12 protein-coding genes and 1 pseudogene are annotated in these 12,479 nt (G+C 42.9%); 7 read left to right on the top strand and 6 right to left on the bottom strand.

Features of this window, described 5'->3' with window-relative positions:
• Positions 1–193: 193 nt before the first annotated feature.
• Positions 194–676: pseudogene (locus tag G3I67_RS14725) on the top strand (transposase); the annotation flags it as partial.
• Between the two features lie 80 nt (positions 677–756).
• On the opposite strand, the gene mdlC reads toward G3I67_RS14725, so the two are convergent.
• Positions 757–2,367, bottom strand: coding sequence for a benzoylformate decarboxylase (gene mdlC / locus G3I67_RS14720; protein ID WP_163656320.1), 1,611 nt, complete (start codon positions 2,365–2,367; stop codon positions 757–759).
• 668 nt (positions 2,368–3,035) lie between these two features.
• On the opposite strand from mdlC, the gene G3I67_RS14715 reads away from it, so the two are divergent.
• Positions 3,036–3,566, top strand: coding sequence for a DUF6803 family protein (locus G3I67_RS14715; RefSeq protein ID WP_163656318.1), 531 nt, complete (start codon positions 3,036–3,038; stop codon positions 3,564–3,566).
• Between the two features lie 48 nt (positions 3,567–3,614).
• On the opposite strand, the gene G3I67_RS14710 is transcribed toward G3I67_RS14715, so the two are convergent.
• Together G3I67_RS14710 and G3I67_RS14705 are read right to left on the bottom strand one after the other, a co-directional pair.
• Positions 3,615–4,130, bottom strand: a complete 516-nt coding sequence (locus tag G3I67_RS14710; RefSeq protein ID WP_163656316.1) for a carbonic anhydrase — start codon at positions 4,128–4,130, stop codon at positions 3,615–3,617.
• Positions 4,131–4,288: 158 nt separating this feature from the next.
• A complete protein-coding gene (locus G3I67_RS14705) occupies positions 4,289–5,368 on the bottom strand; it encodes a linear amide C-N hydrolase (RefSeq protein WP_163656313.1) in 1,080 nt (359 codons plus the stop codon).
• Positions 5,369–5,545: 177 nt separating this feature from the next.
• Here G3I67_RS14705 and G3I67_RS14700 point away from each other — a divergent pair, with 177 nt between their 5' ends.
• Together G3I67_RS14700 and G3I67_RS14695 are read left to right on the top strand one after the other, a co-directional pair.
• Positions 5,546–6,709, top strand: a complete 1,164-nt coding sequence (locus G3I67_RS14700; protein WP_163656311.1) for an MFS transporter — start codon at positions 5,546–5,548, stop codon at positions 6,707–6,709.
• Between the two features lie 10 nt (positions 6,710–6,719).
• Positions 6,720–7,562 carry a hypothetical protein gene (locus G3I67_RS14695; protein WP_163656310.1) on the top strand — a complete coding sequence of 281 codons (843 nt, stop codon included), beginning with the start codon at positions 6,720–6,722 and terminating at the stop codon, positions 7,560–7,562.
• A gap of 79 nt (positions 7,563–7,641) precedes the next feature.
• Here G3I67_RS14695 and G3I67_RS14690 read toward each other — a convergent pair whose 3' ends face one another.
• The gene (locus G3I67_RS14690) at positions 7,642–8,754 is read right to left on the bottom strand and encodes an acyltransferase family protein (protein WP_163656309.1); all 1,113 of its coding nucleotides are present in this window, start codon (positions 8,752–8,754) and stop codon (positions 7,642–7,644) included.
• A 208-nt stretch (positions 8,755–8,962) separates the two neighbouring features.
• On the opposite strand from G3I67_RS14690, the gene G3I67_RS14685 reads away from it, so the two are divergent.
• Positions 8,963–9,583: a LysE family translocator gene (locus G3I67_RS14685; protein WP_163656308.1), complete on the top strand. Its 621-nt coding sequence runs from the start codon at positions 8,963–8,965 to the stop codon at positions 9,581–9,583.
• Between the two features lie 75 nt (positions 9,584–9,658).
• On the opposite strand, the gene G3I67_RS14680 is transcribed toward G3I67_RS14685, so the two are convergent.
• On the bottom strand, positions 9,659–10,378 hold the full coding sequence (locus G3I67_RS14680) for an SDR family NAD(P)-dependent oxidoreductase (RefSeq protein WP_163656306.1): 720 nt from the start codon (positions 10,376–10,378) through the stop codon (positions 9,659–9,661).
• 149 nt (positions 10,379–10,527) lie between these two features.
• Here G3I67_RS14680 and G3I67_RS14675 point away from each other — a divergent pair, with 149 nt between their 5' ends.
• Entirely contained in the window at positions 10,528–11,484 is a 957-nt protein-coding gene (locus G3I67_RS14675; protein ID WP_163656304.1) for a sodium-dependent bicarbonate transport family permease, read from the top strand.
• An 89-nt stretch (positions 11,485–11,573) separates the two neighbouring features.
• A complete protein-coding gene (locus tag G3I67_RS14670) occupies positions 11,574–12,158 on the top strand; it encodes a histidine phosphatase family protein (RefSeq protein ID WP_235931962.1) in 585 nt (194 codons plus the stop codon).
• A gap of 98 nt (positions 12,159–12,256) precedes the next feature.
• Here the strand turns inward: G3I67_RS14670 and G3I67_RS14665 are convergent.
• Positions 12,257–12,479, bottom strand: a 223-nt coding sequence (locus tag G3I67_RS14665; RefSeq protein ID WP_163656303.1) for a transposase, incomplete at its 5' end; no start/stop codon positions are given.

Below are 12,479 nucleotides of genomic sequence, written 5' to 3'. Positions count from 1 at the left end.
ATCGCCAGATCACGGATCTGCTGCCACACAACTGGCAACCACAGACGATCTGATACGCTTCGAAAACCGTCACTGCCAAACTTGCACCGCAGGCAGATGGTCAAGATGGGTTGGCCGGACGCATACAATAAATTTGTGTAAGTGCCGACGGTCTACTAACCTCTATTGAGGAAATAACATGTTGGACACCGCAATGGATCGTACCAAACTACAAGCACTGGCGACTGAATTAGCGAAAGATATTAAAACTGAGGCGGATCTGAACGCCTTATCCCGAGAATTACTTAAATTAACTGTTGAGACGGCATTAAATGCTGAACTGACGGATCCCCTTGGTTATGAAAAGCACGGCAACAGTCGTGCAGCGAAAGGCAATGCTCGCAACGGCAGTTCCTCTAAAACGCTTAAAAGTCAGCATGGGGAAGTTGAAATCAGCACCCCTCGTGATCGTGACGGCTCTTTCGAACCTCTACTGGTACGTAAAAATCAAACCCGTCTGACGCAGATGGACGATCAAATCCTGACTCTGTATGCCAAAGGATTAAGCACTCGGGAAATCGTCGACGCCTTCAAGGAAATGTACGACGCTGACGTTTGTGCAGCCTTGATCTCCAAGGTGACAGATCGCGTTATTGATCAAATCACTGTCTGGCAATCTCGTCCCCTTGATGCCGTATAGTTTCAGGTCAGAAGGTTTCTATATGGCTTATTGGATAAGATAAACGAGGGTGCTGTACTCAACACCCTCGACTTAGATCACTTTTGAATCAGATTGCCCAACTTTTTAGTGATTGGAACAACAATCACTGATGTGCCCTTGAATTCCAATGCATTGCAATATGCTTTGCCTAAGTCATCAGTCGTTTCTACATGGATCGCGTTCGCACCATATCCTTTAGCTAATGAGACTATATCCAAGCCCGGCAAATCAAGCCCGGGGACATTCGGAGTCTCCTCCAAAACTGCGAACTCTTTAAGAATCCCATACTCCTCGTTCTGAAGAACGACATAAATAACATGAGCTTTCTGCTGCACTGCTGTGTAAACGCTTTGCAGCGAGTATTGATATGAACCATCCCCCATCACACATAACACTGGGCGATTTCGACCATTTTTCTTTTCCGCCAAAGCAAGGCCTACCGAAGCGGGCATATTCCAACCTAAGCCCCCGGAAGCAAACGTGTAAAAGCTATCAGGCTGATCAAAACGGAATTGATCTTGAAAATCTGCGGTATTGGAAGGCGATTCATTAGTGACAATAAGCTCTTTAGGAGAGTTTGCCTTTAATGCGGCAAATACAGCCAATGGAGCTAGAGGCAATTCATGGCTAGGCGTTTTAGGCGCTAAACGTAATGGAGCCTTTGCTTGGTTAGCGCGAGACTTGATCAATGGTAGAGCTGCGTCTAAAAATAGCCCTGCATCTGATACCAAACTATCGCCAACAATGGCTTTAGCTGCTTCATCCGGATCATCCGTCACTTGAATTAACTGAGCACCATTGGGCAAATAGCTACCGGGTACATAAGGGTAATAACGAAAAACAGGTGCACCGATCACGACGATCAAATCATGGTTTGCAAGCTTATCGCTTAGTGGTCCGATGGCGGCCGGCAGTTCACCGGCATAGAGAGCATGCGTTTCGGGGAAAGGGGTGCGTTCGCAAAAAGGTGCTTCCCAAACCGGAGCGTTTATTTTTTCTGCGAATGCGATGCCACTTGACCAGGCTGTTTGGCCGATTCTGGCGATATCTCCGCCATATACAAGGACCGGATTACGGGCAGCGTTGATTTTGTCGGCAAACGTCTTAAGACAGTCCGGTTCTGGTCCTTTTCTAGTTGAGACGCTCCTGACGGGCACCTCAAAAGACATTTCTTTATCCCAATCGTCCAGAGGCAGGGATAAGAAAACCGGGCCAGCGGGTTCTTGGATGGCCATGGCATACGCGCGAAGAAACGCACCAGGAACATCTTCCGCACGCGCCGGTTGATACGCCCATTTTACCCAGGGCTTTGGTAGCTGCGTGGAATCAATATTCGTCAAAAAAGGTTCCATGAGAAGCATTTCGCGCGTTTGCTGCCCGGCAGTAATAATCAAAGGTGTTTTGTTCAAGTATGCAGTCAGAAGATTACCCATAGCATTACCCAAACCAGCACCTGTATGTACGTTAACAATGACAGGTTTACGCAATCCTTGAGATAAGCCGTCGGCTATGCCAACTACGCTCGCCTCCTGAAGTGCCATCACATAGTCAAAATCTTCAGGAAAGTTTTTCAGAAATGTTTCTTCCGTTGAGCCTGGATTGCCGACAACGGTTGTAATACCAAGTTTGCGCAACAAATTGAAGGTCACTTCCTTGACGGTAGGCATTAAAAAACTCCGGTTGAATGTAAAAGTTGTGTGAGTTTATTATCAGATCGATAAGCAAGTCCACTTTGCGCTAAATACTTACAAAAAATCAATATATTGTAAGTTGCGACCCCGCTGCAGAGCCATTAATCGAAATCTAGGCAAAGTCAAAAGGGTTGATCCTGTTATTAGGAATTTTCTACGTGAAATGTGGCTAGTTGTCATAAATTTTTATATGCTATTTACATTTAAGTCGTAATTTTAATGTCGTCTCTGGCAAACGGGCATAGAATGTGAGAATGAAAAGGATATGTATCGCCCTTTGTTTAAGCCTATTTGCCAGCATCATTCATGCCGGCTCTATGCCCTTTTCATATGAAACTGTTGGGCAATCCCATGCCGAGCATGTGGTTCAAAACGATTGCCATACGCAAACTGATGTAAATATTGAGAAGTCTCAATCTACTAATCATCAAACTCATCATCAATGCTGCTTAGGCTTTTTAGCAAATCTATATTCAAGTCAATATATCCAGCCTGATTTTTCTAACCACTTTCTCCCCCTTGTGCCACAACTAATTGTTGAGGCAGTCCCAAACTACATCTTCAAGCCTCCAAAACGAATTAGTTGATAGCTGATTGACTAATTTTGTGGCTACAAGCCACTTGTTTTCTATTGGAGAAAGCTTATGAACATGACTCATTACATGGAGTTACTGGCTGTCAACCAGCCCTGGAACTTGATTATTTTTATGGCTATTCCAGTCATCTTGGCTGAGACTTTAGCAATTACTGAGCTGTACTTATTATTCACTCGTAAGTTTGATGGTGCTGTTTACTACCTCAATCGTTTTGCGGGTATCGCTGTGGGAATTTATTTCATAGGCATCATCATTTACCTCATGACTAATGCTGTAATTCCAATCACCAAGGCAAATGAATGGAGAACCATTATTGATGTAATTGCTGTGGGCACTTATTTGATTGCTGGCCTTCCACTAATTTGGATTGCCCTGCAAGAGATGGGGCTAGTGAATAAAGCTCTAGATCAAATGGGCAAGTTAAAAATTCATGCAACTTGTGTTGCCTTGTTCCTGGTGTTTGGACACATTGCCATGATTGCAGGCATGCTTGATCCAAGTATTCTTGGCTACGAGGGCGCCAGCACTCACCAAATGAAAGAAAACATGCCGATGAATAACCAAGGACACAAGCATTAATATAAAGTTTGCCCGCAAGGGTAAACTTTATTAAAACTATGATGCAAATTACAGAAATCGAACCTTTCCAGTTCTGATGTCATATACAGCACCTACCAGCTTTGCACCTAGCGCAAGTTGCGTCTGGCCTTCTTCTGATACCGTCAGCCTATGTACCGTTTGTTTCACATTTGCTTCAACTGCGCAGGCAAGTAACGCATCTCTCTCCACTTCATAATCCAAAGATTCAAATGACGGGACGATTTCCTCTAAAAGCACTTGAATCTGCTCGGCTTGATGCTTGCCCTCGAGCCGATAGTTCAGGGCAGCGTCAACGGCACCACATCCTTCGTGGCCCAGAATCACATAAAGTGGTGTGTGCAGATATCTGGTCGCATACTGAAGAGTGCCAAATATTGCGGGGCCAACGACGTTGCCCGCCACTCTAATAACAAATAGCTCTCCGAGCCACGCGTCAAATATCAACTCAGGAGGGACTCGGCTGTCACTGCACCCTAGAATGGTGGCATATGGCTGTTGCCCACCTGACTGCTCATCCAGAAGCCGGGTTTGTAGGATGGGCATACGAGTTTGCTTTTGCAGAAAGCGCTCATTCCCCTCTATGAGACGCTCCAAGGCAATATCAGGGCTAACTGTGAATCGAGGATGAAAGTTAGAAACATCCATGATCAGAAAATTGAACTCATTGTGCGACTCTGTCTTTTATATTCAACCCGGTAAACTTACCGTCCGCTAAAGCCTAAAAAAGTAAAGGCTTTTGCTGGCTTGAAGTGTTGATTGGCTTCACCAGCAAATGTGTGATTTTGATTAGGCCCTAAATCCAACTTCATCACCTTTCCTGTTTTAGTATCGAAGTCCACTTTCTTAAGATTTACCCAGAATGTGTTAGGTGTCAGAGCTGAATCGAAAAAATAAAGTTGGCGCTGATGATCAAAGACAGTGCGCCAACGGGTAGACGAAATATTTGGCTGCTCAGGGGTAGCAATACCGTATGGAACAGATACATTTCGAATCACACTAAAGACGCTAGCTAATGCCATATTTGCATCGGAATCCTTAGGAATTGCATTCACATAGAAAGTAGCCCGAGCAAACCGGTCAGCTGCTCGATTAGTGCCAGGGAGAAAGACTTCGCCGCCAACAGACTTCCAGTATTTTTCAACCGCGAGTTGTTCTGAGAAAATTGGTGAATTAGTCATCACTTGATAGGATCGATTGTGATGAATGACTTGTTTGCCATCGATATATTCCACAATCGCACTGTCACCAGAGGCATCTGAAAGAGAAAGGTGCAGCGTGGCTGGCCTTTCCTCTCCAGGTACTTTTGCAGTGACAATAGTGAAAGGTTCTTTTTTTAGAACATCCACAGCCTCTTGAACCGTAGCAAAGTTATCCAGCATGTACTGCGCCCATACAGCAATGGTGAGCCCAGGTTTACTATCGTTGGTGAATTTTGGATACTGAGACTCAACCAGCCACAATAAGTTAGCGTTTAGACCAACCTCGTTCACGCCATCAGTGGTTGAAATGTCATAGCCTGAAGTGGTTACGCTACCGTACTTAGATGTCCAGCGCGCAGTGTTGCTACCCGTTTCCCCAGTGCGCTCCATCCCGCGAGGGTAAATCCATAAATTACTAACGATTTCACTTTTCCAGTCCATTGAACGTGCCGTCATGACCTGTCCATTTGCACCGTGGTATACAAATCGAGTGCATGAAATCACCTCAGATGCAGCAAGCAGAGTCAAACCGCCTACCAACAGGCCTGCTAGTTTTTCGCGGGAGAGTGAAAAGAAACGCATGAAATTGTTATCCTAGTGGCGCTGCAACAACAGTCTTTTTTGACAGCTTTTAAACATTAATTGCCTCTCTGAAAGGCTTTATCAGGATACCAGTGAAGTACCTCGCTTCCAAAGTAAACTATTTTTGCTTTGGAATTCGATAGGCGTTAGTGTCATAACAAGAACAAGGAGAAATTCATGAGCCATTCCCGGATTGTTTCATATATGAACATTGCTCATTTCATAGACCATTACGCCATGTTGATATTTGCTGCGGCGGTCATTGTAATTGCACCTACTTTTGGAATGAATTATGGCGAACTACTGCCATACGCAACACCGGGATTTATTGCTTTTGGCGCAGGTTCATTATTTTCAGGATGGCTAGGCGACAAGTGGAGTCGTCGAAATATGATGGGAATCTTTTTTATTGGGATGGGGCTTGCGCTGGCCGGCATTTCATTTGTTCAAACACCGATTCAACTCGGAGCAATGCTATTGCTAGTTGGCATTGTTGCTTCCATCTACCATCCTGTTGGTACTGCGATGCTGGTCTCCAATGTCGATAAACTTGGAAAAGAAATGGGTATAAATGGGATGTGGGGCAATGTTGGCGTTGCCACTTCTGCGTTGGTCACGGGCATTATTAATGAATACTTTGGATGGCGCGCCGCATTTTGGGTCCCCGGGCTAGCATGTTTATTTATCGGCTTACTGTTCTTGCGTGATGTTCCAAGGGCAGCTGATAGGATCTCCAAAAAATCAGCCGCGGGTATGGCTCGCGTCCCTAAGTCAGTTATGGCGTGGGTTGTTGCCTCTTTAATCATCACCATCATTGCCAGTTCAATCACTTTCAATTCTGTGACAGTAGCCTTGCCAAAAATATTCCAAGAGAGGTTATCAAACTTAACAAGCAATACTGCAGCACTTGGCACAATAACTTTTCTTGTCTATTTGTTCGGAGCCTTAGCACAATACATTATCGGAAACTTGCTGGATAAGACCTCATTAAAAAATGTGTTTTTGCCTTTGGCTATAACAATTGTTCCCGCATTATTTTTTGCTTCAACAATGACAGACTATGGGCTAATCATTTTGGCAATAGTAATTATTGCGGCGGTATTTGGACAGGTGACTGTTAATGACACCATGCTTGGCAAATATACAATTGATGAATGGCGAGGCAGAGCTTACTCGGCTAGATACTTTCTAGGCTTCACGGCTGCGGGATTGTCTGTCGGTCTGGTATCAATTTTGTATAACCAAGGGGGGTTTGACTTGATGCTCAAATCAATTGCGGGATTAAGTTTATTTACCGTTTTGGGGGCAATGATATTTCCGCAAGAAAAACGCATTCATTAAAGGCTGAAAGATGAAATGGATTTTAGCTATTTACGCGTTACTTTGTTTTGACTGCGTAACGGCTCAAACAACAACCCCCATTCTAATAGAGGCTGATACCGACAGAGAAACTGGGATTTTTTCGAAATCAGCAGTTATTCAACGTGCAATCATGCTTAAGCCGTCGGTATCTTCTGATACGGCTCTCCTCTTTTATCGTGGCTGGTCTGGCATTGCCAACATTCAGACAGAAAACGATTGGAAAAGAAATTTAAATTACCTACGAAACAATACAGATCTCTTCGCTCAGGCGGGCATTACTCTTGTCGTTATGGATTGCCCAACAGATGAAAATAGTGTGACCACGGGCAATACTCCCTTAGGATGCGATGACGACTATCGTTCATCCATAAAACATGCAAATGATGTCAGAAAATTAATGGCCCTGTTGAAAGAAAAATATGAAATAAACAAGTTTTACATCATGGGTCACAGCTACGGAACAGTTTCTTCAAAATGGCTTGCGAAAAATCTCGGCAATGAGATACAGGGAAGCATTCACTCCGCATCCATGACTTATGCAAACAAGCGAAATCGCGCTTATGGTTATTCAGTGGAGTCATTTGATATGAGCACACTAAAGGCGTCTGTGCTTAATATTCACCATGTTGATGACATGTGCTTTCTTACGCCGTATGCAACTGTTGCAGCATATTCAATGCAAAATTTAATTACCGTAAAAGGCGGTGAAGGTACTGGTGATGTCTGTGGCGGAACTCACTTGCATTCAATGGCAGGTCGGGAGCGAGCAACCTCAGAAGCAATTATCAAGTGGATTAAAACTGGACAAATCCAATCTGTTGTTGGCGAATAAACACCAACAGATGGAGCATTCTCAAATCCTGCAGGGCATTCTTCAATAATGCAAGCATGTGAAAAATGGCGTCCTTATTTTAAGCACTTCGTAAACTTATTTTTTTAAGTTTAAGAGCTGGTTTTTCAACTAAGCGCCATGAAAGTATCGCCATGGCTGTTGAAAAGAGCAGCGCGACGCACAGATAAAGATACGATTGCGTCATGCCTTCATAAATCATGAAATTTATAATAGGCATGTGGTAAATATAAATCCCGTATGAGATATCATTTTTGTGCAGAATGGATTCCGAAAGTGACGGACACGTAAAGGCTGCTTTAAATACTAGCCACGCGAGCAAGAAGAAAGATAAAAAATTTATAGAATTATCTGTGCCTGAGTTTGACTTCAAGGCAAAGTAATACGTCAATACATATGCGAAAAATGGCACCAAAATATTGATTTTGAGAATTCTTGCCTGCAATTTTTTGTTGGTGGATACGTAGGCTCCAAGCGCAAACATGGCGATCCACGGCACAAATGAGACGTTAAACAGTTTTTCCAGAAATGATTGGCGAGGATTTAAAAAAGAATTACCTGTATTAAGGGCGACTAACACCAAAAATAACCCGATTGAAAATTTTTTATAATTTTTAAATAAGAAAAAGATAGCCGGAACAAGTAAATAAAATTGAAGTTCAACACTGATGGTCCAAAGGCTCGCATTGAGCTTGCCCGTGGCAAAGCCACGCATGAAATCCGGATTAAAAAACTGCAAAAAAGTTAATTGCGTGAAAAGCCAGGCCAACCATTGACCCGGACTAATCATGACTGTATAAAAATATCCACTGTAATGTGTCAGAATCAGTGAAAAGATAATGCAAACATAAAGTGCAGGAAATAATCTTAGATAACGATTGGTCGCAAATAGCCGCAAACGATTTGGCTTTTTAATATTCGCGTAGGATTGGTAAATCAGGTAACCACTAATAAAGAAAAAGATTGGAACGCCTGGAAAATATCTTATAAATCCCAACCAGGGTACTGGTACCTGCATCCAATCTACGGCATGCGAAATTGCAACTTGGCTCGCCGCGAATAAACGGATGAGATCGAAATTATTTTTCGTTTGAACAATAGCCAACGGTTGAGGATGCTTGCAAGATTTCATTTTATGGAAACTGATGTGGATCGCTATTAACATCGTGCCCATGAATAGAGCAAAATGTTACGAAGTGTAAAACAGCGCAAGCATAACTTCTTACTTGAGTTCGCTTTGCTAATAATTTTGTTAGGGCTTTCCGCTTTGACTATTTCTTTAACACTGTCGGAATTTGTCCTTCTGATTATCATATTTCGACATAACATATTGATTTTTATTTAGAAATATCATGCCGACCCTTGTTTTGGAGACGTAGCGAATGTTTGATATTCAAAACTACCCAAGTTTCATTACTGCTATTTTGCTGTTTCAACTCATCCCGGGAGCTGGAACCATTGCAATCTTGAATGCTACGGCCCGCAATGGGATTGGTGCAGGACTCGGAGCCGTCATAGGCACAATAGTGGGTGACACTATTTTTATGATCGCTGCTGTCGCTGGTCTTGCAGCATTTATGAAGGCAAATCCGGCTCTTTTCCAAGGACTTCAATTTTTTGGCGCCGCATATTTGTGCTGGATGGGAATTCAGCTCATACGCGTAAAAATCCACTCAAGCAATTTAAATCCTGAGTCTAAGAAAACTGCATGGCGCTATTTTCGTCAAGCATGGATTGTCAGTATGACCAATCCGAAAGTTATTTTATTTTTTTTCGCATTCTTTCCATTATTCCTGAAGCCGGAAGCTACAAATAAGACTCTCTTTGTGATGATGGCCCATGTCACAATCATCAGCTTTATTTATCAAGCACTCATTGTATTAATAGGTAATCTGATAGCTAACCATCTGAAAGCCATCCCTATTGCTCGCCAGTTTGCCACTCGATTTGCTGGCATTTCGCTGATTGGCTTAGGAATAAAATTAGCCCTCAATAACAGATAGACTAGTCTGGGCAAAATGCGCAACGATCTGATTGATGGCTTTTTTAGACGGCGTGCATCCAATCTTGAAGACTCGCTACCACTCGATAATCTGACCTTTATAGTCAATGAAATGAGCCCCAGCTTTTGGAGTTAGGTTTTTTAATGCATTCAGCATGCCTGCAACAGACTCCTCTGGCTCTAACACCCCTGGAACAGAATCGATAAATGGACTCGACAGTGAAGATTTCACTGTTCCAGGCTGCAATGCAACGATATGCAGATTAGGATTTCGTCTTTGCAGTTCAAGACCAGCAGTTTGAAGCAACATATTTAACCCTGCCTTTGCTGCCCTATAGCCGTACCATCCGCCCTTTTTATTGTCTGAAATACTACCCACCCTGGCGGATAATTTGGCATAAATCGATGGTCCCCCAGCAAGAAGTGGCGCTAAATATTTAAGCATCAGAATTGGACCAATGGTATTGATTTCGAAATTCTTAACCAATACGTCATGCTTTAGAGCAGACAATGACTTTTCCGGGCCGAAGCCATCAATTTTTAATACACCGGTTGCATCGATGATTATTTGATAAGGACCAGAATCGCGACAATTTTCGGCAAAAGATTCGAGTGATTTTTCATTCAGAAGATCAAATCCTTGATGTGATTTTCGAGAAAGCGTTTGTACATGCTTGCATTTCGGATCCCCTTTCAAAGCATCCGCAAACGCCTTTCCAATCGCGCCACTTGATCCGACTACAAGCGCACGGTATTCAGAATGAAAAATTGAATGCAACGGTAAAGAGATATTCATTACTTAGCTCATTCATTAGAATGGGGGATTCTAAATAATATCTAAATTTACTATGAGACAAATCTAAAAGTTATCCGGATGTTGTCTTATTCCTTATCCCATGTAAGGATAAAAATTCTCGTATCGCCAAAATCCCTTAAGCTGTTGATATGGCAAATTTTCTCGATCCCGCTATTCTCTTTTTTATCTTTGGCGCTTTTGCAGGCAGTGTTAAGTCGAATTTAGAAATTCCTCAACCCATTGCCAGATTCTTATCTTTGTATCTGTTGATGGCTTTAGGTTTAAAGGGTGGATTTGCACTTCATAAGTCTGGCTTTACCCTTGAGATTGTTCTAGCGCTTAGTTTGGCAGTATTTCTAGCAATCTTGATTCCCTTAATGGGCTATCAGATTTTAAGAACTAAGCTCAACAGCTATGATGCAGCAGCTGTTGCCGCTACCTATGGTTCCGTTAGTGCCGTTACTTTCATCACCGCAACCCAAGCACTTGATCAATACGGCATTGGATTTGGTGGCCATATGGCCGCCGCAATGGCTTTGATGGAATCCCCAGCAATTATTCTGGCAATTTTTTTGGCAAATAAAGCGAGAGTTTCATCAACCGGCTTACCGCAGTCAGTCGGCATATCAAAGATATTTCACGAATCTTTTACCGATGGCGCACAACTTCTCTTATTAGGATCTATGGTTGTTGGCATAGTTAGCGGTGATGAAGGGCAAAAATTAATGGCGCCATTTTCAATCGATTTATTCAAAGGGATGCTTGCATTCTTCTTGCTTGATATGGGGTTGATGGCCGCTAAAAACTTTGGAGGGCTGAAGAATAAGCCTCCAATTACCATCTTCTACGCAATTTGCGCACCTTTAATACATGCATCTATCGCCTTAGGCCTTTGCAAAGTGATAGGTTTACAGTTGGGTGATACGGTTTTATTAATGGTGCTCGCCGCAAGCGCTTCTTATATTGCCGTACCTGCAGTATTGAGGCATGCTCTACCCGAAGTCAACCCGGGCTTATACATGGGTATGTCATTAGGAATCACGTTTCCATTCAATATCATTCTTGGAATCCCACTCTACGTTTATATCGCCAGACTCACTTACTAGATATATGGATGCCACGTCCTGACGCTAATCAATTCCATCCCGAATAATCAAATAACATCGAAATCAATAATATTCACCATAAACTTGTTATGAGTCCATTTCATCACATACTCAGAAGTATTATTTTTTTGATTTCTTGCTTCATTTTTATGGGGCAATCGAATGCTGGCCTGATACATGATCTGCAGGATGGACAGCATGTCATTCTCATAAGACACGCCGATGCCCCTGGATATGGAGATCCTGTCGGATACACAATTGGCCAGTGTTCCACTCAGCGCAACTTGGGTGATTATGGAAAAAAGCAAGCCTCTGCGATTGGCATATGGCTAAGTAAGCAAGGTATTGAAACTGCACAGATTTATAGCAGTCCGTGGTGTAGATGTTTAGATACGGCACATTTACTCAATAAAGGCCCGGTAACAACTGAATCGTCACTTGGTTCATTTTTTGACAATATGAGCCTGGAAAAAAAACAAACCAAGGAACTAGAATCTTTTATAAAAAGCACTTTAACAAAACATCCGCAGACGCCTATTATTCTGGTTACCCACCATGTGAATATTGAGGCCTATACCGGAAAGGTAGTCAGTGTGGGTGATATCGTTCTGGTGAAAGTGGATAAAGACGGAAAGCATATCTCTCATACTGTCTATCCGAGCCCGAAAAATTAGCTGCAGTGCAAGCAAGGTACTAAAAAATACGTAAGATCACGACAAGGGTATTAATCCCAGAGGCTGTAAATAATTCTGTGTAAATGCTGACGGAGTAATCATTGGTGATTGGTAACCCGATCGCCAAATTCAATCACAAATCGATTCAAAGCCATTTTCCAATTTTGAATCGGCATAGTCCATTTCCTCGAAGCCTGTTCAATCGCAAGATACACCACCTTTCGAGCCGAGTCATCATTTGGGAACAGTTTTCGTCGTTTTGTGGCGGCGCGAATGACGCTATTGAGTGATTCAACGGCATTGGTCGTGTAAATGGCCTTA

It is taken from the genome of Sheuella amnicola, assembly GCF_010499255.1.
Classification (GTDB): Bacteria; Pseudomonadota; Gammaproteobacteria; order Burkholderiales; family Burkholderiaceae_B; genus Zwartia; species Zwartia amnicola.
Note: the sequence above shows the minus strand (reverse complement) of the source record. Positions and strands in the feature narration are given on the sequence as shown.